25 protein-coding genes and 2 pseudogenes are annotated in these 24,711 nt (G+C 66.4%); 17 read left to right on the top strand and 10 right to left on the bottom strand.

Translation table 11 applies throughout. From position 1 onward, the window contains the following. Both DNX69_RS26660 and DNX69_RS12735 read right to left on the bottom strand, forming a co-directional pair. Positions 1-1,002, bottom strand: a pseudogene (locus DNX69_RS26660) (cysteine desulfurase); the annotation flags it as partial. Between the two features lie 209 nt (positions 1,003-1,211). Next, on the bottom strand, positions 1,212-2,903 hold the full coding sequence (locus DNX69_RS12735) for a methyl-accepting chemotaxis protein (RefSeq protein ID WP_110787600.1): 1,692 nt from the start codon (positions 2,901-2,903) through the stop codon (positions 1,212-1,214). A gap of 524 nt (positions 2,904-3,427) precedes the next feature. Here DNX69_RS12735 and DNX69_RS12730 point away from each other — a divergent pair. The 5 genes from DNX69_RS12730 to DNX69_RS12710 all read left to right on the top strand — a co-directional run bounded on the left by DNX69_RS12730 (position 3,428) and on the right by DNX69_RS12710 (position 5,649). Continuing rightward, positions 3,428-3,778: a hypothetical protein gene (locus DNX69_RS12730; RefSeq protein ID WP_207803147.1), complete on the top strand. Its 351-nt coding sequence runs from the start codon at positions 3,428-3,430 to the stop codon at positions 3,776-3,778. Further along, positions 3,660-4,409, top strand: coding sequence for an RNA polymerase sigma factor (locus DNX69_RS12725; RefSeq protein WP_110786366.1), 750 nt, complete (start codon positions 3,660-3,662; stop codon positions 4,407-4,409). Before DNX69_RS12730 ends, DNX69_RS12725 begins: the two co-directional genes overlap by 119 nt. Then, positions 4,406-4,825 carry a hypothetical protein gene (locus tag DNX69_RS12720; protein ID WP_110786365.1) on the top strand — a complete coding sequence of 140 codons (420 nt, stop codon included), beginning with the start codon at positions 4,406-4,408 and terminating at the stop codon, positions 4,823-4,825. The genes DNX69_RS12725 and DNX69_RS12720 overlap by 4 nt, the downstream gene beginning before the upstream one ends. After that, entirely contained in the window at positions 4,822-5,265 is a 444-nt protein-coding gene (locus DNX69_RS12715) for a periplasmic heavy metal sensor (RefSeq protein WP_110786364.1), read from the top strand. Before DNX69_RS12720 ends, DNX69_RS12715 begins: the two co-directional genes overlap by 4 nt. A 96-nt stretch (positions 5,266-5,361) precedes the next feature. After that, entirely contained in the window at positions 5,362-5,649 is a 288-nt protein-coding gene (locus tag DNX69_RS12710; RefSeq protein ID WP_234826961.1) for a cysteine rich repeat-containing protein, read from the top strand. A gap of 16 nt (positions 5,650-5,665) precedes the next feature. Here DNX69_RS12710 and DNX69_RS12705 read toward each other — a convergent pair whose 3' ends face one another. Beyond that, complete coding sequence (locus tag DNX69_RS12705) at positions 5,666-6,511, bottom strand: DUF1499 domain-containing protein (RefSeq protein ID WP_110786362.1); 846 nt, start codon at positions 6,509-6,511, stop codon at positions 5,666-5,668. A gap of 376 nt (positions 6,512-6,887) precedes the next feature. Between DNX69_RS12705 and DNX69_RS12700 the strand changes: the two genes are divergently transcribed. From DNX69_RS12700 to DNX69_RS12655, 10 genes are all read left to right on the top strand, one after another. After that, positions 6,888-7,445, top strand: coding sequence for a MarR family winged helix-turn-helix transcriptional regulator (locus tag DNX69_RS12700; RefSeq protein WP_165825253.1), 558 nt, complete (start codon positions 6,888-6,890; stop codon positions 7,443-7,445). A 192-nt stretch (positions 7,446-7,637) separates the two neighbouring features. Then, entirely contained in the window at positions 7,638-8,159 is a 522-nt protein-coding gene (locus DNX69_RS12695; protein ID WP_234827012.1) for a flavin reductase family protein, read from the top strand. A 35-nt stretch (positions 8,160-8,194) separates the two neighbouring features. Then, entirely contained in the window at positions 8,195-9,667 is a 1,473-nt protein-coding gene (locus DNX69_RS12690; protein WP_110787598.1) for a 4-hydroxyphenylacetate 3-hydroxylase family protein, read from the top strand. A 13-nt stretch (positions 9,668-9,680) separates the two neighbouring features. After that, positions 9,681-10,061, top strand: coding sequence for a cupin domain-containing protein (locus DNX69_RS12685; RefSeq protein WP_110787597.1), 381 nt, complete (start codon positions 9,681-9,683; stop codon positions 10,059-10,061). 99 nt (positions 10,062-10,160) lie between these two features. After that, positions 10,161-11,033 (top strand): branched-chain amino acid ABC transporter permease, encoded by an 873-nt coding sequence (locus DNX69_RS12680; protein WP_110786360.1) that lies wholly within the window; start codon positions 10,161-10,163, stop codon positions 11,031-11,033. Continuing rightward, positions 11,033-11,893, top strand: a complete 861-nt coding sequence (locus tag DNX69_RS12675) for a branched-chain amino acid ABC transporter permease (RefSeq protein WP_110786359.1) — start codon at positions 11,033-11,035, stop codon at positions 11,891-11,893. The genes DNX69_RS12680 and DNX69_RS12675 overlap by 1 nt, the downstream gene beginning before the upstream one ends. Next, positions 11,890-12,660, top strand: coding sequence for an ABC transporter ATP-binding protein (locus tag DNX69_RS12670; RefSeq protein ID WP_110786358.1), 771 nt, complete (start codon positions 11,890-11,892; stop codon positions 12,658-12,660). The genes DNX69_RS12675 and DNX69_RS12670 overlap by 4 nt, the downstream gene beginning before the upstream one ends. Continuing rightward, positions 12,657-13,418 (top strand): ABC transporter ATP-binding protein, encoded by a 762-nt coding sequence (locus DNX69_RS12665; protein WP_110786357.1) that lies wholly within the window; start codon positions 12,657-12,659, stop codon positions 13,416-13,418. Before DNX69_RS12670 ends, DNX69_RS12665 begins: the two co-directional genes overlap by 4 nt. Positions 13,419-13,437: 19 nt before the next feature. Continuing rightward, positions 13,438-14,613: an ABC transporter substrate-binding protein gene (locus DNX69_RS12660; protein ID WP_110786356.1), complete on the top strand. Its 1,176-nt coding sequence runs from the start codon at positions 13,438-13,440 to the stop codon at positions 14,611-14,613. Positions 14,614-14,693: 80 nt separating this feature from the next. Beyond that, positions 14,694-15,386 (top strand): DUF2848 domain-containing protein, encoded by a 693-nt coding sequence (locus DNX69_RS12655; protein WP_110786355.1) that lies wholly within the window; start codon positions 14,694-14,696, stop codon positions 15,384-15,386. A gap of 99 nt (positions 15,387-15,485) precedes the next feature. Here the strand turns inward: DNX69_RS12655 and DNX69_RS12650 are convergent. Together DNX69_RS12650 and DNX69_RS12645 are read right to left on the bottom strand one after the other, a co-directional pair. After that, positions 15,486-15,659 (bottom strand): annotated as a pseudogene (locus DNX69_RS12650) (endonuclease domain-containing protein); the annotation flags it as partial. A 322-nt stretch (positions 15,660-15,981) separates the two neighbouring features. Beyond that, the gene (locus DNX69_RS12645; RefSeq protein WP_110786354.1) at positions 15,982-17,610 is read right to left on the bottom strand and encodes a fatty-acid--CoA ligase; all 1,629 of its coding nucleotides are present in this window, start codon (positions 17,608-17,610) and stop codon (positions 15,982-15,984) included. Positions 17,611-17,727: 117 nt separating this feature from the next. Here DNX69_RS12645 and DNX69_RS12640 point away from each other — a divergent pair, with 117 nt between their 5' ends. Further along, complete coding sequence (locus DNX69_RS12640; protein WP_110786353.1) at positions 17,728-18,783, top strand: extensin family protein; 1,056 nt, start codon at positions 17,728-17,730, stop codon at positions 18,781-18,783. 327 nt (positions 18,784-19,110) lie between these two features. Here the strand turns inward: DNX69_RS12640 and DNX69_RS12635 are convergent, their stop codons facing one another. Beyond that, complete coding sequence (locus DNX69_RS12635) at positions 19,111-19,794, bottom strand: L,D-transpeptidase (RefSeq protein WP_110786352.1); 684 nt, start codon at positions 19,792-19,794, stop codon at positions 19,111-19,113. Between the two features lie 342 nt (positions 19,795-20,136). Between DNX69_RS12635 and DNX69_RS12630 the strand changes: the two genes are divergently transcribed. Next, entirely contained in the window at positions 20,137-21,117 is a 981-nt protein-coding gene (locus DNX69_RS12630) for a magnesium transporter CorA family protein (protein ID WP_110786351.1), read from the top strand. A gap of 82 nt (positions 21,118-21,199) precedes the next feature. Here the strand turns inward: DNX69_RS12630 and DNX69_RS12625 are convergent, their stop codons facing one another. The 4 genes from DNX69_RS12625 to hisC all read right to left on the bottom strand — a co-directional run bounded on the left by DNX69_RS12625 (position 21,200) and on the right by hisC (position 24,676). Next, complete coding sequence (locus DNX69_RS12625; RefSeq protein ID WP_110786350.1) at positions 21,200-21,511, bottom strand: BrnA antitoxin family protein; 312 nt, start codon at positions 21,509-21,511, stop codon at positions 21,200-21,202. Next, positions 21,465-21,743 carry a BrnT family toxin gene (locus tag DNX69_RS12620; RefSeq protein WP_110786349.1) on the bottom strand — a complete coding sequence of 93 codons (279 nt, stop codon included), beginning with the start codon at positions 21,741-21,743 and terminating at the stop codon, positions 21,465-21,467. Before DNX69_RS12620 ends, DNX69_RS12625 begins: the two co-directional genes overlap by 47 nt. Before the next feature lie 897 nt (positions 21,744-22,640). Then, complete coding sequence (locus DNX69_RS12615; RefSeq protein ID WP_110786348.1) at positions 22,641-23,582, bottom strand: prephenate/arogenate dehydrogenase family protein; 942 nt, start codon at positions 23,580-23,582, stop codon at positions 22,641-22,643. Next, positions 23,579-24,676: a histidinol-phosphate transaminase gene (hisC, locus tag DNX69_RS12610; protein ID WP_110787596.1), complete on the bottom strand. Its 1,098-nt coding sequence runs from the start codon at positions 24,674-24,676 to the stop codon at positions 23,579-23,581. Before hisC ends, DNX69_RS12615 begins: the two co-directional genes overlap by 4 nt. Positions 24,677-24,711: the final 35 nt, after the last annotated feature.

Below are 24,711 nucleotides of genomic sequence, written 5' to 3'. Positions count from 1 at the left end.
GGCGAGCCCGCTCGCCAGCCGCGGCAGCGCGCCGACGGTCGCCACCAGTTGCGGCGGCACCAGCACGGCGCCGCTGAAGGCCGGGCCGCCGAAGAATTTCGAGCCGGTCAGCAGCACCATGAAGCCGCGGTCGAGATAGCTGCCGATCCGCCTGTTGCCGAGCCGGGCTTGGCAGGCGTCGATGACGATCTGCACCCGGCCGGGCCAGCGCGCCGCGATTTCGTCGAGGCAGCGGTCGCCCGGTGTCGCGTAGCCGAGCTTGGAGCAGTCCATCGCTTCCAGCATCACCCGGGCGCCCTGCGCCACCGCCGACTCGACCACTTCCAGCGTCTCGGCGTCGAGCGCCGAGGGCGAGCGCCACCGGCCGCCAGGATCACGCAGCCGCAGCTTGAAGCTGCGTACCGGGCCGAGCCCGCGGATCGGCGCGCCGCGGGTGGCAATCACGCCGCAGGCGCTGCGCGCGGCGAAATGCTGGCCGTGCGCCGTAAACGCGGTGCCGGTGCCGGTCTGGTCGGCGCCGGTGACCACCGTGACGAGGTCGTCGCCGAGCAGCGCGCGGCTGAGCGCCAGCGCCACCAATTGCGCGTCGGTGCCCGACGAGGTGAACACGATCTCGGCGCCGGACTGCGCCAGTCCGAGCAGCTGTTTCAGCTCGCCGCGCATCGCCTCGATCCGGGCATCAAAGCACTCGACCAGCCCGTGCAGCATCGCCGACGACATCAGCGCGTCGCGGGCGCGGCCAGCGGCCTCATAGCCGCGCGGCGAGATCGTGCTGGCGGTGCAGGACGAGAAGCTGGCGATCTCGGGTGTCGGACTGGGGGCGCAGCCGTAGGCGTTGCAGCCGGTGACGGGATCGATGTCGATCCGGGTGTCGCCGCCGCAGGCCAGAAGCTGGTCGAGCGGGGCGAACAATTCGCGCAGCGGCGATTGCGGCTTGTCGGCCGGGGCCGTCGGAAGCCGGCGCGCGGACGCCGGGCGGATGAGACTTCCGGGATGGGCCATCGCTCGCTTACCTCGCCCGGCGCTGCTCCGCCGCGCGAAGAGCGCGCGGCAGTGAAACCTGCTTCGAGCTGTAAACCGGCTTGGTTAATGCCGCGTTTACCAAAACCTCGTGCGGTTACGGGCTTCAGTCCGATGCGGCTGTAAAACAGGCCTTCAAAAGCAAACGGCCGGCCCTCGCAGGCCGGCCGCAGCTCTTGAAGCAGAGGCGGTTACGCCGCGCGAACCGACTCCAGGAAGTTCGAGACTTCGACCTTCAGCCGGGTGGAATCGCCGGATAGGGATTTGGCCGCCGCCAGCACCTGGGCCGAGGCCGCGCCGGTCTCGGTCGCGCCGCGCTGCACGTCGGTGATGTTGGCCGATACCTGCTGGGTGCCGAGCGAAGCCTGCTGGACGTTGCGGGAGATCTCCTGCGTCGCCGCACCCTGTTCCTCCACCGCCGCGGCGATGGTCGAAGAGATCTCCGACATCTGGGCGATGGTCTGGCCGATCTCCTTGATCGCGGCCACCGACTGGTCGGTGGCTGTCTGGATGCCGTTGATCTGCTGGGTGATCTCGCCAGTCGCCTTGGCTGTCTGTTCGGCGAGTTGCTTCACTTCGGCGGCGACCACCGCAAAGCCCCGGCCGGCCTCTCCGGCGCGCGCCGCCTCGATGGTGGCGTTGAGCGCGAGCAGGTTGGTCTGGCCGGCGATGTTGCTGATCAGCTCGACCACGTCGCCGATCCGTGACGCTGCCTTTGCGAGTTCTTCGACCCGGCCGTTGGTCTGCCGCGCCTGATCCACCGCCTCATGGGCGATCCGGGCGGATTCTTGCACCTGGCGACTGATCTCGTTGACCGACGAAGACATCTCCTCGGTAGCCGACGCCACCGACTGCACGTTGGTGGAGGCTTCCTCGGAGGCGGCGGCGACCGCGGTCGCCAGATCCTGCGACTGGTCGGCGGTGCGGGTCAGCGTGATGGCCGAGGCCTCGAGTTCGTTGGAGGCTGCCGACACGGTCTCGACGATCTCCCCGATCGCCCGCTCGAAACGATCGGCGAGCTGGCCGGCATGGGCCTTGCGGTCGGCGGCGGCGCGCGCCTCCATCTCTTTCTGTTCGGCTTCGAGCCGCTGGCGTTCGAGGGCGTGAACCTTGAAGACTTCGACGGCGCCCGCCATGTCGCCGATCTCGTCGCTGCGGCCGATGCCGGGCACCTCGACCTCCAGCCTGCCGCCGGCGAGCTCCTTCATCGCCGCAGTCATGGCGTGGATCGGCTTGGTGATGCGCCGTGCGATCATCACCGAGGCCAGGATCGTCACCAGCAGCACCAGCGCTCCCACGATCAGCGACTGCTGCGTCGCGCGCCAAGTCTGGGCGTCGAGATCGTCGATATAGACGCCGGTGCCGATGATCCAGCCCCAGGGCTGGAATCCGGCCACATAGGTCAGCTTCGGATACGACTGGTCGGAGCCCGGCTTCGGCCAGACATAGTCGACGAAGCCGCTGCCGTTGCGGCGAACCGTATCCACCATCTCGGCGAACAGCCGCTTGCCGTTCGAGTCCTTGGCGCCCGACTGATCCTGACCGATCAGCTGCTTAGCGATCGGATGCATCAACATCCGGCTCTGCATGTCGGTGATGAAGAAGTACTCGTTGCCGCCGTAGCGCAGCTTGGAGATCCGTTCCTGGGCGCGCTTCTGGGCCTCGGCGGCGCCGATTTCGCCGCGCTGCGCGGCGTCGTATTCGTCCTTGACGAAACTGATCGCCAATTCGGCGAGGTGCTTCAGCTCGATCTGCTTCTGCTGCTGCAGGCCGGTTGCCAGCTCGCGCGAATCGAGCAGGGTGATGCCGAGAAGGCCGAGGAGACTCAGACCGATCAGAAGATAGATGCGGCGGCCGATGGTCATATGCAGTCTAGACAGCATGAATTGCGCTCCAAAAAGGTCGCGCGGCCGGCTTCGCAGCCGCTCCGTGCGCAGCATTATTTCCGATGCATGTCACAGGCCGCTCGCGCCCTGCGTCTTGCCTTGCCTCTCTTCCGAAGATCGCATCGCCGTCGTGATGCTGATCAGTCCGGTCCTGCAGGCGCGCACACGCAACGCTCCGCGGAAGGCGGATGAAGAGACTTCCTGTGTCACCCAAGGGTATCAGCAGGTCTGACGCTGCGACGCGCAGAGCCAGAAGTTCCCAAAACCATGCGTTCCAAACACTATCGTTTTAGTAAATAAGACCCTCAACTAATAGGAGTGCTACTCAACCTGAATTTGAGATTCGCGTTAAATTCTACACAAAGATACCGCGTGCGAGCCGTCGTACCTCGGTATTCTACGAAGTGATACGTTTGGTCGCATGACCGTCACGGTTCCGCGAAGGAAAGCCGTCTTGCCCCCGTATTCACGACATCGGCCCGGCTCGCCGGGTCTGGCTCCGAACAGGAAAGGATGTCGTGATGCGCAAACCGATCCGGACTGCGGCGCTCGCCGTCGCTGCACTGCTCACGCTCGCAGGCTCCGCTGCGATCGCCGCGCCGCTGGCGCCGGCGGCGCGTCCGGTTGTGGCAGCCGATGCGGGGGTGCCGATCGAGACCGTGGCCTGCGTCCGCGGCGGCTGGCACGGCGTCGGCGTTTATCGCGGCTGCGGCTATTATGGCCGGCCATACTACTACCGGCCGTATCCGTACTATGTGGCGCGGCCCTATCGAGTGCGCCCGGTCTACGTCGCGCCGGTGGTGGTTGCCGGGCCGGCCGTGGTTCCGGCGCCGCGGCGGTGCTGGATCGCAGGCGCCTGGCGGCCGTGCTGACCGCGTGCCGGTGGTCGTCGCCAAGCCAGCCGCCGGTGTCCCGGCCGAAACAGGCGGCCTGCGCCCAGTGAGCCTCGAGGACGATAGCGACGAGGCGCTGATGCTGGACGTTGTGGCGCGCCGGCAGCAGGCGTTCCGCGTCCTGATGGCGCGCCACATGCCGCGCGCCATCAGGATCGCCCAGCGCATCGTCCGCGATGCGGCCGAGGCCGACGACATCGGCCAGGAGGCGTTTCTGCGGGTGTGGAACAAAGCGTCGTCGTTCGATCCGAGCATCGCGCGATTCTCGACCTGGCTGTACCGGATCGTGCTGAACCTCAGCTTCGACCGAACCCGCAAGCCGCGGCACGCGCCGATCGAGGACGCCGCCGAGGTGGCGGCAGGCGATCCGGCACCGGTCGAGACCCTGATCGCCGCGCAGCAGCAGCGGCTGCTGGAGGCGGCGCTGGCCGAACTGCCGGAGCGGCAGCGCGGCGCGATCGCGCTGTTTCATATGGAAGGCCTGTCCGGCGAGGAGGCGGCGCGTGCGATGAATCTCAGCCCCAAGGCGTTCGAGTCGCTGCTCGGCCGGGCGCGGCTGGCGCTCAAAAAAGAAGTCGAAAGACGGCAAGACGACAGGAGGCGAGCATGACGCTCGATCAGTTCAGGGATTTGGCCGAGATCTGGGGCGGCGACATCGCGCGCTGGCCGGCAGAGACGCGCGGCGCGGCGCGGGTGATCGCCGCCGGCGAACCGGGCGCGGCGGTGCTGCGCGAAGCGGCCGCGTTCGACGCGCTGCTCGCGGTGCCGCCCGAGGTGACTCCGGCGCGGGCGGGCCGCGTATCGCTCGCGGTGCTGCAGCGGATCGGCAACGGTCAGATGCGGGAGCCGTGGTATCGCCGGTTGTTGCAGCCGGCCTCGCTGCTGCCGGCCGGCACTCTCGCCTGCTCGGCGCTGGTCGGCCTGTGGCTCGCCGGCACGCTGCCTTATCAGCATTCGCATGAGGCGCTCGCCGCGATCGACGCGGTGTTCGATTCCTCGGTCGTGACGGTCTGGAGCCCGCAATGAAGATGTCGTTTGGTCGCTTCACCGCCGGGCGCTGGCTGCTGCTGGGCTCGCTCTGCCTCAACGTCGCGCTGGGGGCGTATGTGGGCGCGCAGTGGCTGCGACCGCCGTGGGCGCCGCTGCATGCCGGGGTTCCGATGAGGCTGATCGAACGCGTCGCCTCGCGGTTGCCGCCGGCCGACGCCGAGATCCTGTGGCGCAACTTCCACGCCAAGGAAGCCACGCTGAAGCCGCTGCAGAGTGGCTACGTGGCGGCGCTGCGGGCCACCCTGAGCATTGCGGCGCAGCCGGAGCTCGACAAGGCGGCGCTGCGCGCCGCGGTCGAGGCCACCCGCGACAAGCGCAGCAAGGTCGGCGACGCGATGATCGACACCTTTGTCGAGACGTTGGAGCAGATCTCTCCGGAAGGACGCCGCCGCCTTGCCGGCGGGCTGTTTCGCTGACGCGCGGCGCGAAGGATCGGACCGGCTCGAGGGTATCAACTACGTCCGTCTCGACGACGTTCACTTCGAACCCAAGGATTGGCCATGGTGCAACGAATGAAGACTTCGCGTTCCTCCGATCGTCCGGCGCCGCTGTTCCGCGCTGCCGACGCCCTGGTGCGGGCGACGCTCGCCGCCGCCTGCGTGATCGCAGGCTTGATGCTGACCCTGCAGATCGCCAGCGCGCAGGACAGAGAGGCGATGCGGGAGGCCTGCAAGGGCGATTATCAGAAACTCTGCAGCGGCGTGTCGCCGGGTGGCGGCCGCATCAAGAAGTGCCTGAACGACAATTTCAGCGCGCTGTCGGATCCATGCAAGCAGGCGCTCGGCGGCGCCGGCAAGTAATCGGCGCCGCGGCCGATTACTTCTTGGCCTTGGTCTTGGTCGGCTGCTTGGCGGCCGGCTCGGGCTTCGGCGCCGGGGCGTTCTCGACCGCGGTGTTGATGTCCTCAGTCAGTTTGGCGATCCGCGCCGCATTGCTGCCGAGGTCGCTTTCGAAATAGCGGGACGACGAACGGATATCGATCCTGGTGTCCTCGCCGTCCGGCCGCAGCCTGATCACCACGTCCTCGGGCAGGCTGAGGATGGTGGTGCGCGAAACCGCCTCGATATGGCCTTCGCGCTTCGGCAACTGCGGCGCGCGCTCGTCGACCACCCGCCATTTCCGCCGGTTCACCAGATGCAGCACGATGTCGTAGGCGCGCTGCACCGGCATCTCGACCTGAATCGTCTCGATGTTCGGATAGGCGGCGCGCTGCTGTTCGGCTGAATACAGCCCGGCATAGACCGCGGTGTTGACGTCGTCGCCGACCCTCAGCCGCGCCAGCGTGTCGAACCGCGGCGGATCGATCGAATCGGTGGTGACGTCGTGGATCGCCGGCAGGGTGCGGTACTGCCAGCCCAGATAGGCCGGGTAGGCGAGGATCATCGCATCCAGCAGCAAGGCCAGCAGGATCCGCGGAATGCCGCGCGAACCGTTCTGCCAGATCGCCGCGAACCCGGCGAACGCCAGCACGATCGACACCCCGGCCAGTGCCAGCGCGCCGAACAAGGTCGCCATCGCCGGGCGCATTTCGAGAAAGCCGAACCGCACCACAGCGATCGACACCAGCGTCGCCACTGCGGAGAACACCGCGAGGTTGCGCGCCCAAGTGGCGAGTCCGGAGACGGGCTCCTTCAGATACGGAGCGGAGAATCTGCGCGCCATCGCGTTCGCACTGCCCGAGTTGATCGCGGCAGAAGGATGCGCCGCAGGAGCCTTCGTTGAGATCACGGGCCGGAGCCGAATTCAAGACCGGAGAGTGCACCCCCCGGCTCGGCACGCCGATCCTAGGGCCCGGCTGCGCGTTGCTCTGATCATCGCGTCGGTCGTGTGGCGAACCGCTCGTGCGGACCGCGCGCTTTGCATCGGGAGCCCGACGGCTATGCCGACTACGCGGCGGAGGCTCGATGTTGCTCGCAGCGTCCGCTCCGCGCTCAGCGCAGACAGTGGCCGCGCGATCTGATCCTGTACAAGCCGCGTCTTCTGTATGAAGAGTACCATTCGTCCGGCCGTCTGCGCCGCGAACCCAGGGGAGGGAGATTTGCGCCGCGCAACCGTATCGAAGTCGGAACTGATGCCGGGCGGTGACGACGAGATCTTCCGCACCTTCATTCACGACTTCCTCGCGTTCAGCGCGCGGGTCGATCAATGCCGCGCCGGCTTCGGCGATCGTCTCGGGATTTCGGGCATCGCCTATACGACGCTGATCTCCGTGGCGCACCTGCAAGGCGAGGAGGGCGTCGGCGTCAGCCGCGTCGCCGAGCATCTGCATCTGTCCGGCGCCTTCGTCACCATCGAAGTCTCCAAGCTGGTGAAGGCCGGGCTGATCCACAAGCGGGCCAACCAGGAAGACCGCCGCCGCGTGCTGCTCACCGTGACGCCGAAGGCGCGCAAGATGCTCGATCAGCTCGTCGAGATCCAAGCGCCGGTGAACGATGCGCTGTTCGATTGTCTCAGCGCGTCGGAATTCCGTCAGCTCGCCTCGATGATGGCCCGGCTGGTGGCCTGCGGCGACAAGGCCGTGGCGCTGATGAGCTTTCTCACCGCGCCGTCGCCCGCTGCGGCCGAGTCCACGCGCAAAGTGTCGCGGCGGCGCTGACGCCGGCACTCTTCACCCTCCGTCCAGGCTGAGTTCGCCCCGTATTGCCGCGGTTGGCGGGGCTTTGTCGCGCCCAAATTCATGCCGCTGTGCCGCATTTTTTCTCGGCAACTGCCTCGCATTCGCGCTTGACTAGCTTTTTAGAATAGCTTTGGATCAAAGCTACTTGAGGCGACGACGAGTTGGCGGTTGATGATTTTGGACGTGCGGGAGTTTCGATCGGCGTTGTCGCAGTTCGCGACCGGCGTTGCCGTGATCACGGCGCGTGGCGAGGCTGACGTGCCGATCGGGATGACGATGAGTTCGTTCAACTCGGTCTCGCTCGACCCGCCCTTGGTGCTCTTCAGCGTCGACCGGCGCGCGCTCAGCCTGCCGGCGATGCAGGCCGCCGAGGGCTACGCCGTCAACATCCTGAGCCGCGGTCAAGAGGCGCTGTCGAACCAGTTCGCCAAGGCCTCGACCGACAAATGGAGCAACGTCGCGCATTCGATCGGCCATGCCGAAGCGCCTTTGTTGGCGGGCGCGATCGCTCATTTCGAGTGTGCGCCCTATGCGCAATACGACGGCGGCGATCACGTGATTTTCGTCGGCCGGGTGGTGCGTTTCAGCGCGCGCGATGACGAAGAGCCGTTGGTGTTCTTCCGCGGCAAATATCAGAGCTTGAGCCGGCAGGGTGGTCGCGAGCCGATGTGGCCGCTGCCGATCCATTACTGACCGCGACGAGTGTTAGCATAAGGAAGCTTGTGACGATGAAGACAGGACAACAACATATCGCCGGCCTTCGCGACGGGCGCGCCGTCTTCATCGACGGCCGCCGGGTCGACGACACCACGCGGCATCCGGCGTTTCGCCGCGCTATTCATTCGGTCGGCAAGCTGTTCGATTTCGCCGCCGACGAGGCCAACCGCGAGCTGATGACCTTCGCGACGCCGACCGGCGACCGCGCCAACCGGATCTGGCAGCTCCCCGAGAGCTTCGACGAGCTGCGCCAGCGCCGCACCGCGCTGGAGGCCTGGGGCGGGCTGCATGCTGGCTTCCTCGGCCGCGCCCCCGATCATGTCGCCTCCTGCATCGCCGGCATGTATATGGGGCTCGATCAGTTCGAGGCCTACGACAAGGACCGCGCCAAGGCGTTGTCCGACTACTATGCCTATGCGCGCGACAACGATCTGTACCTGACCTACGTCATCATCAATCCGCAGGCCGACCGCTCCAAGAGCGCCGCCCAGCAGAAGGATGCGTTCCTCACCACCGGCGTGGTCGATCAGGACGCCGAAGGCATCACCGTGCGCGGCGCCAAGATGCTGGCGACCGGCGGCATCATGGCGGACGAGGTGTTCGTCACCTGCATCCAGCCGCTGCAGCCGGGCGACGAGATCTACGCGCTGTCGTTCGCGATCCCGATGAACAGCAAAGGCCTGCAGATCCTGTCGCGCAAGTCCTACGAGGAGTCCTCGCAATCGGTGTTCGACAACCCGCTGTCGAGCCGGTTCGACGAGAACGACGCGGTATTGTACTTCGACGACGTCAAGGTGCCGTGGGACCGGATCTTCGTCTACAAGAACCTGGAGATGTGCCAGAAGCAGTTCCATGCGACGCCGGCGCACGTCTATCAGAACTATCAGGCGATGGTTCGCTTGTCGGTGAAGCTGCGATTCCTGATCGGCATGGCGCGGCGGATCGCCGAGACCAACGGCGTGCTCGGCTTCCCGCAGGTCCGCGAGACGCTCGGCCAGCTCGCCGCCGAAGGCGGTATGGTCGACGCCTTCGTGGCCGCGATGGAAATCAAGGGCACCAAATACGGCCGCTACTACGTGCCGGACCGGCACACGCTGTATGCGGCGCAAACGCTGACCCAGCAGCTCTACGCCAAGGTCCTCAACACGCTGCGCGAACTCGCCGGCGGCGGCATGATCATGTTGCCGTCTTCGGTGCAGGATCTCGCCAATCCGGAGATCGCCGCTTTGGTCGAGAAGACCCAGCAGTCGCCGGCGGCGGGCGCGCTCGACAAGGTCAAGTTCTACAAGCTGGCCTGGGACGCGGTCGGCTCGGAGTTCGCCTCGCGGCATCAGCAATACGAGATGTTCTACGCGGGGGCGACCTTCGTCACCAAGAACCACTCGTTCCGCACCTACGACTGGGACAGCGCCGGCGGCCTCGTCAGCCAGATGCTGTCCAGCTACGAGCTCGCCGACGAGCTGAAAACCTCGCAAGCCGCCTGATCAGGAGCGCATGATGGCTGTCAACAAGATCCACGACGAATTCCGTGCCGTCGACATGAGCACGGGCTGGGAAGTGCCGGCCGGCTATCCCAAGGGCATCCAGCAGAAGATCCTGTCCGGCGGCCTCGACGAAGAGAACCGCCGCGGCTCGCGCAGCCGCCTGCTGCGGTTCGAGCCGGGCGAGTTCACCACCAAGCCGTTCGTGCACGAATACTGGGAAGAAGTGTTCCTGGTCTCCGGCGATCTCACCGTCGGCAACGACGAGAACGGCCAAGGTGGCGAGAGCTTCAAGCCGTTCACCTATGCGTGTCGCCCGCCGGGCGCGTTCCACGGTCCGTTCAAGTCCGAGACCGGCTGCGTGCTGTTCGAACTGCACTACTTCGACCCGGTGTAAGCGCGCGATGACGGACCTCTCCCCCAGCACTTTCGGCGGCTCTGGCCGCGGCGACCGGGCCGATACGGCTCGGGCCGCTCCGGCGTGCGGAGATCGGGCATGATCGCGCAGCAGCTGATCAACGGCCTGATGCTCGGCTCGATCTATGTGCTGGTGGGGGTGTCCTTCACCCTCGCGATCGGCATCCTCAACTTCCTCAACTTCTCCATTCCCGGCCTGTTCATGATCGGCGGCATGGTGAGCTGGGTGTTCCTGACCCAAGGCTGGCATTGGGCGGCCGCGATCGGCGTTGCGCTCGCCGCCGCGGCTCTGGTGTCGCTCGCGGTCGAGCAACTGTCCTATCGGCGCACCCGCGGCGCCGATCCGGAAGTGCCGCTGGTGTCGTCGCTGGGATTTCTGGTGCTGCTGGAGAATCTGGTGCTGGTCGGCGTCGGCTCCGATCAGCAGACGTTTCCATCGCTGCTCGGTGATTTCAACTTTCGCATCGGCGGTCTGGTGATCGGCGCCGCGCAGGCGATCAGCCTGGTGCTGACCTTCGCGCTGGTACTCGGGCTGTCGTTCCTGCTCGGCCACACCAATCTCGGTCGCCAGATCCGCGCGATCGCCGAGAGCCGCGCGACCGCGGTGCTGCTCGGAGTCGACGTCGGCCGCCTGGTGCCGAAGATCTTCGTGCTGACCGCGTTGTTCACCGCACTCGGCGGCGTGATGTTCGCGCTCAGCTATCTGCAGGTGTCGCCGTTCATGGGCGAGGGCGTCGGCTTCAAAGGCGTCGCCGCGATGATCATCGGCGGCATGGGCAGCGTCTGGGGCGCGGTGATCGGCGGGCTGATCATCGGCCTGATCGAAGTCGGTTCGATCTGGGCGTTCGGCGCCGACACCGTCAACATCGCGGTCTATGGCTCGCTGCTGTTGCTGTTGATCCTGCGGCCACATGGCTTGTTCGGCAAGCCGGCGATCCGGGAGAAGCTGTGATGAGCGGCTATCAGACCGGCGTCCTGATCATCCTGTGCTTCAACATCATGGCGGCCTATGCGGTGTATCTGCCGCTGGTCGCCGGTCAGCTCAATCTCGGCATCGCCGGCTTCATGGCCATCGGTGCCTACACGGCGGCGTATCTCACCAACGAAATGGGCTGGTCGCTCGCTGCAGCGATTCCGGCCGGGGGACTCGCGGCCGGTGGGCTGGCGCTGCTAGTCGCGGTGCCGATCCTGCGCACCCACGGCATTTATCTGGCGCTCGCCACCTTCGCGCTCGGCCAGGTGATCTCGGCGGTGTTCCTCAATCTCGAGGTGGTCGGCGCGGCGGCCGGCTATCCGGTCTCGACCTATGCGTCGCCAGTCGCGGTGTTCTCGGTGACGGCTGCGATCGTGCTGTTCGTGGTCGGGCTGTCGCAGACCCGCTTCACGCTGTATCTCACCGCGATCAAGAACGACCGGCTGGTCGCCGATCTGCTCGGTCTCAAAGTGTGGGGCCTGCAGGTCGCGGCGTTCACGCTCGGTGCGGCGATCGCCGGCATCGGCGGCGGGCTGTACGCGCATCATTTCAGTTTCATCGAGGCGCAGCACTTCAGCGTCCAGCTCAGCATCTACACGGTGCTGTACGTGCTGCTCGGCGGCACCCAGACGGTGTGGGGCCCGCTGGTCGGCGCGCTGTTCTTCAGCCTGGTGCCGGAGCTGCTGCGGGCCGGCGAGGCCTGGCGTTACGTGATTTTCGCCGCGCTGATCGTCGCCTTCATGGCGGTGCGTCCGCAGGGGCTGGTGACGTCGACGGCGCTGCGCGGCATCGGCCGGCTGTTCGGGCGCAAGCCTGCCGCACCGGGGGCTCAGCCATGAGTGCCCAGGCTCCGCTGCTCGCGCTCGACAACGTCTCGAAATCGTTCGGGGGCCTGCGCGTCATCCGCGAGCTCAGCTTCTCGGTGGCGCGCGGCCAGACCGTCGGGCTGATCGGCCCGAACGGCGCCGGCAAGACCACGGCGTTCAACATGGTCAGCGGCGTGTTCCGCCCCGATTCCGGCGCGGTGTCGTTCGACGGGCGCGACATCACCAACATGGCGTCGCGCCGCCGGATCGGGCTCGGCATCGCCCGCAGCTTCCAGAACGTGCGGCTGATGCAGCATCTCACCGTGTGGGAGAACCTGCTGGTCGGCCAGCATGTTCGCGCCGCCGGCCTTCTCAACCTGCTGACGCCGTTCCGGCTGATCCCGAACCACCGCTGGCGGCGCGAAGTGGTCGCCGCGCTCGACGAGATGGGGCTCGGCGCCTACGCCGACGCGACGGTCAGCGAGCTGCCTTACGGCATCCGCAAGCGGATCGACCTCGTCCGCGCCACGCTGGCCGGCGCCTCTCTGCTGATGCTCGACGAGCCGGCGGCGGGCCTCAACCCGGTCGAAACTCAGGCGCTCACCGCGCATCTCGAAGCGCTGAAGGCGCGCGGCATCACGCTCCTGATCGTCGAGCACGACATGCATTTCGTCGACACCATCTGCGACCACGTCGTGGTGCTGAATTTCGGCAGCAAGATCGCCGAGGGGCCGCTGTCGGTCGTGCAGCACGACGCGGTGGTGCGCACCGCCTATCTCGGCGCGGAGCAGGCCGCATGAGCGCGATCCTGTCCGTCTCCGATCTCACCGTCGCCTATGGGGGTGTCACCGCGCTCGATGGCGTCTCGCTCAGCGTCGAGGAAGGCGAGATCGTCACCGTGCTGGGCGCCAACGGCGCCGGCAAGACCACGTTGCTGCTCGGCATCATGGGCGCGGTGCCAGCCGCGCGCGGCCGCATCCTGTTCCGCGACGCCGATCTGTCGCGCGCCCGCCCGCATACCAGATTGGCCAAGGGGCTGGTCCTCGTCCCGGAAGGGCGGCAGGTGCTGGTGTCGCTGACGGTCGAAGAGAACCTGCTGCTCGGCGCGCATCTGCGCCGCGACCGCCCGGCGGTGCGCAGCGAGATCGCCGCGATCTACGAGCGCTTCCCCAATCTCGGCCAGCGCCGCCATACGCCGGCGGCGACGCTGTCCGGCGGTGAGCAGCAGATGGTGGCGATCGGCCGGGCGATGGTGGCGCGGCCGCAGGTGTTGATGCTGGACGAGCCGTCGCTCGGCCTGTCGCCGCTGTTCGTCTCCAAGGTGTTCGATCTGATCCAGGAAATGAACCGCAGCGGGCTGACGATCGTGCTGGTCGAGCAGAACACCGGCAAGGCGCTGTCGGTCGCACACAGCGCCACCGTGCTCGAACTCGGCAAGGTCGCGGTGGCCGGTCCTTGTGACGCGCTGCGCAACGATCATCGGCTGCTCGAAGCCTATCTCGGCGGTAGCGCCGAGTCGTCCGGCGAGCCGCAGCCGATGCGGGTGGGCTCTCAATGAAGAGAAGAGGAACAGGCTGATGAAGGCGAATATGGTGGCGGCGGGTGTCGCGCTCGGACTGATCGGCGGGTTCGCGGGAGGCGCGCAGGCGGCCGACCTCGTGCTCGGATTCTCGATGGCCAAGACCGGCCCCTATGTCAGCCTCGCCAACACCAACGAGGTCGCGGTCGACATGGCGGTCGACGAGATCAACGCCAAGGGCGGCATCGGCGGCAACAAGATCAAGCTGGTCAAGTTCGACACCGGCGGCGATCCCAAGCAGGCCGCGCTCGCGGTGCGGCAGTTCGCCGAGGACAACAAGGCGCTCGCGGTAATCGGCCCGTTCTCCTCCGGCGAAGTGCGCGTCGCATTTCCCGCCGGCGAGCGTCTCGGCATCGTGCAGATGTCGATGTCGTCGTCTGCGCCCGGTCTGACCAAGGGCTTCACCTACGGCTTCCGCAACACCCGCGACGAAGGCACCGTGATCTCCGAAGTGCTGGCGACGCTGCGCGACAAGAAGCTGCCGATGGCGACCGGCGCCACCGCATTCGCGACCGACGACACCGTGTCCAAGGCGGTCGGCACCAAGGTGCTGCCGGCGCTGTTCAAGAAGTTCGACATCGCCGACAAGGGCGCGGTCGACTTTCAGTACAACGCCTTCGATCTGTCGCCGCAGGTTTCGCAGCTCGCGCAGATGAAGCCGGACCTGATCGGCCTCGGCGCGCCGCCGGAAGCCGCCATCAACCTCGCCAAGGAACTGAAGCGCCAGGGCGTCAGCGCGCGGCTGGTCGGCGGCACCACGGTGGCCGATCCCGATCTGCCGCGCCGGATGGCCGGTGCCGGCAATTCGATGACGATTGGCACCACGTTCTTTGCCGAGCTCAACGACCGCACCAAGGCGTTCGCCAAGGAATTCGCGACGCGGGCCAAGGAAGCCGGCATGACCCGGCTGGAGCCGAACCAGCAGGATGCGTCGGCTTACGATATCGTCTATCTGCTGGCCGAAGCGATGAAGACCGCCAAGACCACCGGCGATGCCGGCAAGGTCGCGGCCGAGCGCACCGCGATCCGGGACGATCTGGCCAAGTTGAAGGGCTTCGCCGCGCTTGAAGGTGAAATCTCGTTCGCCGAAGATCGCGACGCCATCAAGCCGATCTACGTCATCGAAGCAGGCGACCAGAGCTGGCATCTGCTCGACACCCGCAAGGGCCAGTAGTTCACTCATCCGCATCGTGCGGGGCGGCGACGCCGTCCCCGCACGATACTCGTTCAGCCGTCCATCTCGCGAGACCAGCCATGTATGCCGCCCCCGTCGAATTCGTCGTCCACGAACAGGGCCGCAAGGTCCCGCACTCAATCCAGATCGGCGATCTGATCATCGCCGGCTGGACCGGCCGCGATCCGGTGGCGCGCGACAAGCACATCAAGGAACTCGAAGAGCTCGGCATTGCGCCGCCGGCCTCGACGCCGATCTACTACCGCGTCGCCGCCAGCCGGCTGACGACCCGCACCGCGATCGAGTGCAGCGACGAGAATTCCAGCGGCGAGGTCGAGTTCGTGCTGATCAAGTCCGGCGGCAAGCTCTATGTCGGCGTCGGCTCGGACCATACCGACCGCAAGGTCGAGACCTACAACATCACCGTGTCCAAGCAGATTTGCGACAAGCCGGTCGCGCCCGAGCTGTGGGCGGTGGACGAGGTCGCGGCGCATTGGGACCAGCTCGTACTGCGCTCGTTCGCCACCATCGGCGGCGAGCGCGTGCTGTATCAGGAAGGCACGCTGTCCGGCATGCTGCCCCCGGCAGAGCTGATCGAGCGCGAATTCGGCCAGGCGTGCCTGCCCGAGGGCGCCGCGCTATTCGGCGGCACCTTCGCCGCCAAAGGCGGCATCCGCCCGGCGACGCGCTTCGAGTACGAACTCAGCGACCCGGTCCTCAACCGCAGCATCAGCAGCGGCTACGACGTGCGAACGTTGCCGGTGTTGGGCTGAGAGTCGCAAGTCCGCTCCCCACGCACAGCGCGCTCCCTCTCCCCGCCCTTCTGCGGGGTGAGGGGCCGGGCAGGGCATTGGCGCGCATGCATGCTCAGCTCGGGTTGTCTCGATCACCAGCATCTGGTCGCGGCAGACGAAGTCGCAGATGTAAGGCCCGATCGGCATCTGTCTGACGAATTTGCAGCCCGCGATCTGGCGGTTGCGCAGGCGATTCCACAGCACGGTCTCGGCATCGGTCTGATGGCCACGCAGCCGCCGTGCAAATCCGATGGTCTTCCGGCTTGGCCCCGCGCATTGCCATGCCCCTCACCCGGATTGCTACCCAATCCGACCTCTCCCCGCAGACGCGGGGAGAGGTTAGGGCGCTGCGGACGAGGAGTCACTCTATTCGTTTGGAAGGTAAGTAATTGCCCCGCGCCGCAGCGCGCTCCCTCTCCCGCTTGCGGGAGAGGGCTGGGGTGAGGGCGCCCCAGGCGGTGAGCTAGCGACTCGCGGAGAGGAGGGCCCTCACCCGCCGCGCTACGCGCGTCGACCTCTCCCGCAAGCGGGAGAGGTGCGCTGTGCCCGCTGCTACGCAGTGCACGATAGACGACTACGCCGCCGCGCCGGGCAGCGTGTAGGTCTTGAACTGATCGCGCAGCGCGGTCTTCAGGATCTTGCCGGTCGCCGTGTGGGGGATGGCTTCGACGAACACGATATCGTCGGGCATCCACCATTTGGCGATCTTGCCGTCCATGTATTGCAGGATCTCGTCGCGGGTGCAGGTGACGTCGGGCTTGAGCTGGCAGATCAAGAGCGGCCGTTCGTCCCATTTCGGGTGATACACGCCGATCACCGCGGCTTCCGCCACCTTGGGATGGCCGACCGCGAGATTTTCCAGGTCGATCGAGGAGATCCACTCGCCGCCGGACTTGATCACATCCTTGGAGCGGTCGGTGATCCGCATGTAGCCGTCCTTGTCGATGGTCGCGACGTCGCCGGTGTCGAAGAAGCCGGCATCGTCGAGGATCTCGGTGTCGACCCGGTAGTACTTCTTGGCGATCGCCGGGCCCGACACTTTCAGCCGGCCGAAGGTCTTGCCGTCCCAGTCGACCTCCTTGCCGGCGTCGTCGGTGATCTTCATCTGCACGCCGAACGGCGGATAGCCCTGCGTCGCCAGCACGTCGAGCCGAGCGTCGCCGGTGGTCTGGTCGAACGGCGGCTTCAGCGTGGCGAGCGTACCGAGCGGGCTCATCTCGGTCATGCCCCAGGCGTGGCGGGCCTCGGCGCCCATGTCGACGAACGCCTTGATCATCGAGCGCGGCATCGCCGAGCCGCCGCAGATCACCATCTTCAGATCCGGCAGCGTCAGCTTTTCCTTCTGCATGTGCTGCAGCAGCATCAGCCACACGGTCGGCACGCCGGCGGTGTGGGTCACCTTCTCGGTCGACAGCAGCTCGTAGACCGAGGCGCCGTCGAGCTTGGCGCCGGGCATCACCAGCTTGGTGCCCATCGACGGCGCCGAGAACGCGATGCCCCAGCTGTTGGCGTGGAACAGCGGCACGACGGGGAGCATGGTGTCGGCGGCGCGGGTGCCGAGCGCGTCCGGATTGTTGGCCATCAGCGCGTGCAGCACGTTGGAGCGATGCGAATACAGCACGCCCTTCGGATCGCCGGTGGTGCCCGAGGTGTAGCACATCGCCGCCGCGGTGTTCTCGTCGAAGGTCTTCCACGCGAAGTCGCCGTCGGCTTCCTTCAGCCACTCTTCATAGGCGATCGCGTTCTTCAGCGTGGTCTGCGGCATGTGCGCGGCATCGGTCAGCACCACGTAGCGCTCGATGCTCGGCATCTGGTCGGCGATCTTCTCCAGCACCGGGATGAAGGTGAGATCGGTGATCATCACCCGGTCCTGGGCGTGATTGACGATCCAGGCGATCTGGTCCGGAAAAAGCCGCGGATTGACCGTATGGCAGATCGCGCCGATTCCCATAATACCGTACCAGCATTCCAGGTGCCGGGCGGTGTTCCAGGCGATCGTCGCGACGCGGTCGCCGAGCTTGATGCCGGCGCGGTCCAGCATCTGGCTGACTTTCAGCGCCCGTTGATGGATCTGCGCATAGGTGGTGCGGACGATCGGACCCTCGACCGACCGGGTGACCACCTCCTGGTTGCCGTGGATCCGGGCCGCGTGCTCGATGATCCGATGACACAGCAAAGGCCAGTCTTGCATCAGTCCAAGCATTCGAGATTTCCTCCTGATTGTTATCCCCTTGGGATTGGTTCCGACCTTAGCGCTTACCCGCTCGGCGGAAAACGGTCTTGTCTACAGGCGCTCCGCGGCAAAGCGCCATTCTGGGGAATGATGATCGCGCTGGTTGTGGGCGGTGCGTCGGCCGCGAGCGCGAGCGAACATGTTCCGTTGCCGAAGCCGCGACCGGCGGCGGCGCCGCAGCCGAGCGTGGCCGGCGCCGAACCCGGCAAGGATGAGTCCGAGCCGGCGCAAGCCGAGGCGCCCGCCACTGCGCCTGTCGCGAAGACCGAACCGTCGGCGTGCCGGCTGGCGCTCACCGAGCAGATCGCGATCGCGCCCAGCATTCCGGACATCACCGGGCCGGGCGGCTGCGGTGGCACCGATCTGGTGCGGCTCGAAGCGGTGGTGCTGCCCGATGGCGGGCGCGTCGCGGTGTCGCCGGCCGCGACCGTGCGCTGCGGCATGGCGCGGGCGCTCGCCGACTGGGTGCGCGACGACATCGCCCCGCTCGCCGCTTCGCTCGGCAGCCGGGCCGCCGCCCTGGATAATTTCGATTCTTATGAATGCCGCGGCCGCAACCGGGTGCGCGGCGCCAAGCTCTCCGAGCACGGCCGCGCCAATGCGCTCGACGTTCGCGGCATCAAGCTGGCGGACGGCCGGTTGATCTCGCTCACCGACCGCGAGGTGCCGCGGCAGGCGCGCGAGACCGTGATGCAGTCGGTGTGCGCGCGCTTCACCACCGTGCTCGGCCCCGGCTCGGACGGTTATCACGAGGACCACATCCACCTCGACCTCGCCGAACGCCGCGGCGGCTACCGGATGTGCCAATGGGCGCTGTACGAGGGGCTGCCGGACATCGCCCCGGCAATGCCGCTGCCGCGTCCGGCCGAAGCGCCGCCGCGCGAGGTCGCGGCCGACGACGAGCGCGGCCCGCAGCAGGCGGCACCTCAGCCGGAAGCCGCCGAGCAGGCGCCAAACGAGGCGGCTGAACGCGAACAGGCCGAGACCCCGCCGCCACCGCCGCCGAGGCCGGCCAAACGCGCCAAATCCAAAGCCGCCGCGAAGCCGGCCGCAACCAAACCGATCGACCTCACACCGCGACCTGCGCCGGCGGCAAAGCCCTCGGTCCCCGGTAAGCCGTCGCCGAAACGACCGCCGGCTTAACCTCTCCCCGCGACGAAGCCCACCTCTCCCCGCAGCGAGGCTCACCTCTCCCCGCGCGCGGGGAGAGGTCGACCGGGAGAGCGAAGCGAAGCCGGTCGGGTGAGGGGGCGTTTCCGCAAGGCCGAGCGTCAGTGCTTGCGTCCGCCCCTCACCCCAACCCTCTCCCCGCGAAGAGCGGGGCGAGGGAGCTCTCTGTGCCTGGTGCGATGCCGAGCTCCGTAGCGGGCAGTGGAGCACGGCCCAAGCGCCAGCACCAACTCACCGCGCAACAAAAAAGCGCCGGCGGACCGGCGCTTTTGCAAGCTCTGCGGTGATGCGCGCGGCGCTTTACTGCATCGCGGTGCCGCTGCCGCCCTGCAGCGCCATCCGCGAGTTGACCGGGGAGTCGCCCTGCTTGCGGTCGAGCACCACCACGATGGTGCCCATCTTGACCTTGCTGTACAGGTCGATGACGTCCTCGTTGGTCATGCGGATGCAGCCCGACGAGATCGAGGCGCCGATATATTCCGGCTGGTTGGTGCCGTGGATCCGGAACAGGGTGTCCTTGTTGCCCTGGTACAGATACAGCGCGCGGGCGCCGAGCGGGTTGTCGATGCCGCCGGGCACCGAGGACGGCAGGCCTTCGATTCGCTTGTGGATGTCGGCGGTCGGGGTCCACTTCGGCCATTCGGCCATGTTGCCGACGCGGGCGATGCCGGAGAACGCCAGCGCTTCTTCGCCCACGGTCACGCCGTAGCGGATCGCCTTGCCGTTATCGAGCACGTAATACAGAAAGTGGTTGTCCGAATCGACCACGATGGTACCGGGAGCTTCCTTGCGATGATAATCGACGATCGCGCGGCGGAACGGCTCCGGCACCGACACCTTGGCGTAGCGCGCCTTGGCGAGCTGGGCCTTGTCGTTGGGTTTGAGGTTGGCTTCCGGGGCGGCCTGGTAGGTGGTCTGCATGCAACCCGACAGCAGCAGGCCGGCGAGGGCCAGCAATCCCAGCTTGGTTCCGTTGAACGCCATTCTGAATTCCAATCAAGAGCTGGCGCACAACCTCGCGCCGGGAGGCATCGCAAAATTCCACGATTCTGTTTGTTAGTATCTCGCAAACGCTCCGGTTTGCCAGCACTACGGCGAGCCGTTCGTAACGAGATGCCGCCGTTGTTGCATTTCTGCCGCATCGCATCCGGCCCCCGATTAATTTTCGGGCAACGGCTGTGGCGTCGGGGCCGCTATTGTCACGGCGCTGCCATGCCATGGCCACAAAATAAGTCGGTGTCGTCGCCGCATCCCGCTCCCATCGGTGTGGTCTGACCGCCACCCCGCGCCCCCTTCGCCTCGAACGTCTTCCAGCCTGGAGTTGCCATGCTTGCTTTCTTCGCCCCCGCCGAAGCCATCCTGAAGCGCGCCACTGCGGAAGATCTGGACGCGTTGCCCGAGGACACGGTGTGGGTCGATCTCGACCGCCCGACGGCGGACGAAGACAAGGCGGTGGAGCGGCTGGCGCGGATCGAGGTGCCGACCCGGGAAGACATGCAGGAGATCGAGATCTCCAGCCGGCTCTATATCGAGAACGGCGCCCGCTACATGACCGCCAGCTTGATGTGCGGCGCCGACACCACCTCGCCTCGGCTGTCGCCGGTCACCTTCATTCTGGCCGGACGCCGGCTGGTGACGGTGCGGTACGACGAGCCGCGCCCGTTCGCGGTGGTCGAGAGCCGGTTGGCTCGGGCGCCGGGCTCGGGCAGCAGCGGCGAATTCGTGCTGTTCGAACTGCTCGACGCGGTGATCGACCGCTGCGCCGACATCCTGGAGCGTGCCGGCGCCGACGTCGACGACGTCAGCCGCCAGATCTTCGAGCCGGAGGGCGCCGCCCGCACCGGCCACCCCAAGCGCTATTCCGACATCCTGATCGCGATCGGCCGCAAGGGCGACCTTGTCTCGAAAGTGCGCGAGAGCCTGGTGTCGATCGGCCGGGTGGTGGCGTTCCTGTCGGTGGAAGGCGAGGGCATCAAGCGCACCAAGGAGCTGCGCACCCAGCTCAAGACCATGCAGCGCGACGTGCTGTCGCTGACCGACCACGCCAGCTATCTGTCGAGCAAGATCACCTTCACGCTCGACGCCATGCTCGGCGTCGTCAATCTCGAGCAGAACAACATCATTAAGCTGTTCTCGGTGATGGCCGTCGTCCTGATGCCGCCGACCCTGATCGCCTCGGTGTACGGCATGAACTTCAAGTTCATGCCCGAACTCGAATGGCAGCACGGCTACACCATGGCCCTCGGCATGATGCTGCTGGCCGCGGTGCTGCCGTACATGTTCTTCAAGTGGAAGAAGTGGTTGTGAGCCGGAGCAGTCGTATGATGGGTTGAACCGAAGGCGAAACCCATCGCACCTCATCCGCGGGTTTCGCTGCGCTCAACCCACGCTACGCTTTCTTGCCGACGGACTTCTTCCGACTCATGTGCGACTTCAGCACCTCGCCCATCCGTGCCTGATAGCCGGGGCCGGTCGACTTGAACCAGCGCAGCACCTCGGCGTCGAGACGCAGCGAAACCAGTTGCTTGGGATCATCGGATTTCGGCCGGCCGCGGCTGATCAGCTTGTCGCCGTGATAGAGATCGCCTCGGGCGAAGTCTTCGTCAGTCAGTTCCGGTATCTCGTCGTATTCCTCCGGCGAGATGATGTGAGCATCAACCTTCTTCAAGTCGCTGCCCAAAGCGCGCTTTTTCCCGGTCATTGGCTTTCCTCATCGAGATCACATGCCGCGCCTCACCGCGGGGTGTCCACACCACGATCACCATCCGGCCGAGCAGCTTCCCGACCGTGATGATCCGCTCCTCGCCATAGTCGCGCCGCTTGTCCGGGATGTGGATACATTGGCCGGCGAAGACCTCCACGGCATCGTTGAAGTCCAGCTTGCGTTCGAGCAGCGTCGCTTCGCGTTTGGCAGGATCGAACGTGATCCTCATGGCAATCTCGGCTCATAATTATTGTAGATACAAAAAATAGATTTTCAAGTATTTCCGCATGACGCCTTCGAGGCCGGCGCTGGCGCAGTTTGTTGGCTGCGTTTCAATGACGCTATCGTCCAAGTGATGGGTCGCCGGGTCAAGCCCAGCGACGACGCAAGGGTGTGCGAAAGTCGCCTTGACAATATTCCTAAAAGGACTATAGTCCGTGTCGTCCTGTCCGTGAGGGGCGCTTCTCGAGGGCGCTTGGAAGCGGGACAGATCGTCGGCCGGGAGACCGGTCGGTGAAGGTTTGGCGAAGCTGCAGGGTGCAGCGGCGCCGAGCTTGACGCGGCGTCCTGCGCGAGCGGCCTCGCAAGCCGATCGTCCGGGAGGCAGAAGGTCAGCGCAAACAAGTTTACGCAGTTTGCGCAAAGCAAACTGCTATGCCGCCGCTACTATGAGCGGCTGCCCAGTGCGAGGCTGGACGGGACGGAACGAGGCGGGAGAAATCCCCGTGCTCCCCGCGCCCGGAAGAACGGTCCCGACGCCAAAAGATCGCCGCTGGTGGGCGCGCCGTAAAGGCGTCGCGCGATGGTTTGCAAGCCATCGCGATCCAACCACCAACTTGCGCCAAGCGGCGCGCCCCCGCCCCTCGTCGTGAGACGACGGGCGCAAACCTCGGACGCTCCGGCGCCGCGAGAACGAATGGGTGTGGCTGTTTGATAGGTGAATAGAGAGACGATACGGCGCAGAGCGCGCGCTCCACTCTCCACCGTCCTCGCCCGGCTTGTCTGGGCGACCCAGTATCCCAGAGCGCTCGCTGATCCGCCGTGCGGTTGCTACCAACTCTCTGCAATACGGGGTCTCCCGCCTGCGCGGGGGACGACCTCAGAGAGAGACGGTGAGGTTGTTCGCTTACTCCGGCGCCTTGCCGAGCTGCTTGTGCCGCCGCCCAAAGTCCGGCGCTGCTTCGTCCTGGCCGATCTGGACGATGCCGCGGCGGATGGCGCGGGTGCGGGTGAAGTGGTCGAACAGTGCGTCGCCGTCGCCGCGGCGGATGGCGCGGGTCAGCTTCGATAGATCTTCCTGGAATTCGCCGAGCATCTCCAGCACCGCGTCCTTGTTGGTCAGGAACACGTCGCGCCACATCGTCGGATCGGATGCGGCGATGCGGGTGAAGTCGCGGAAGCCGCCGGCGGAGAACTTCAGCACTTCCGACTGCGTCACGCCTTCGAGTTCTTCGGCGGTCGACACGATCGTATAGGCGATCAGATGCGGCAGATGGCTGGTCACCGCCAGCACCAGGTCGTGGTGCTCAGGCGTCATGATCTCGACATTGGCGCCGAGCGCGCGCCAGAACGCGGCGAGCTTTTCGGTCGCCTCGGCGTTGGTGCCTTCGGGCGGCGTCAGAATGCACCAGCGATTGATGAACAGCTCGGCGAAGCCAGAGTCCGGGCCGGAATTCTCGGTGCCGGCGACCGGGTGCGCCGGCACGAAGTGAACGTCCTCGGGCAGATAGGGCGCCATCGCCTTGACCACCGCGCCCTTAACCGAGCCGACGTCGGAGACGATCGCGCCGTGCTTCAGATGCGGCGCGATCTCCTTGGCGACGTCGCCGCAGGCGCCGACCGGAATGCACAAGATCACGAGATCGGCGCCGTCGGCGGCTTCGGCGTTGCTCTCGACCACGCGGTCGACGATGCCGAGTTCGCGCACCCGCGCCCGGGTCTCTGCCGAGCGCGCGGTGGTGACGATTTCGCCGGCGAGGCCGAGCGACTTCGCGCCGCGCGCGATCGAGCCTCCGATCAGGCCGAAGCCGATCAGCGCGACTTTGCGAAACATCGGCGCAGAATTCATGGCTGGCCCATGAACTCGCGCAAGGCCTCGAGCACCAGCGTGTTGGCTTCGTCGGTGCCGATGGTCATGCGCAGCGCATCCGGCAGGCCGTAATTGTTGAGCGCGCGTAGCACCAGGCCATGCCGGGTCAGGAACGCGTCGGCGTCTGCCGCGGTCTTGCCCTTGGTGGTCGGGAAGTGGATCAGCACGAAGTTGCACACGCTCGGCGTCACGGTGAGGCCGAGCTTCGGCAGTTCTTCGGCGAGCTGATTGCGCCATTTGTCGGTGTGGGCGCGCGAACGCTCGACATGCGCGGTGTCCTGGATCGCCGCGACCGCGGCGAGCTGCGCCGGCACCGAGACGTTGAACGGACCGCGGATGCGGTTGACCGCGTCGACGATGTTGGCGGGGCCGAACATCCAGCCGATGCGCAGCGCGGCGAGCCCGTGCACCTTGGAGAAGGTGTGGGTCAGCACGGTGTTCTCGGTGGTCGACACCAGCTCGATGCCGAGCTCGTAGTCGTTCTTCATCACGTAGTCGGCGTAGGCGGCATCGAGCACCAGCACGACGTGGCTGGGCAGGCCGGCGCGCAGCCGCTTGACCTCGTCGAGCGGGATGTAGGTGCCGGTCGGGTTGTTCGGGTTGGCGAGCCACACCAGCTTGGTGTTCGGCGTCACCGCGGCCAGCATGGCGTCGACGTCGGTGGTCAGGTTCTTCTCGGGCGCCACTACGTTCTTGGCGCCGTTCGCCAGCGTGGCGATCGGGTACACCAGGAAGCCGTGCTGGCTCGAGATCGCCTCGTCGCCCGGCGCCAGATAAGTGTGCGCCAGCAAATTGAGGATTTCGTCGGAGCCGGCGCCGCAGATGATGCGGTCGGGATCGAGGCCGTAGGCCTTGCCGATCGCCTCGCGCAGGATCCGCGAAGTGCCTTCCGGATAGTCCTCGAGATGATCCGCCGCGCTCTTGTAGGCCGCGATCGCGTGCGGCGACGGGCCGAACGGGGTCTCGTTGGCCGAGAGCTTGAACACCTTGCGGCCGGGCTCGGGCACCGGGCTCTTACCGGGGGTGTAGGGCGCAATATCGAGGATGCCGGGATTCGGCACGGGACGTGACATCGTCAACTCCGGAAAAAAATCGTCGGGCGGCTGAA

The organism is Rhodopseudomonas palustris (genome assembly GCF_003226555.1).
Classification (GTDB): Bacteria; Pseudomonadota; Alphaproteobacteria; order Rhizobiales; family Xanthobacteraceae; genus Rhodopseudomonas; species Rhodopseudomonas palustris_I.
Note: the sequence above shows the minus strand (reverse complement) of the source record. Positions and strands in the feature narration are given on the sequence as shown.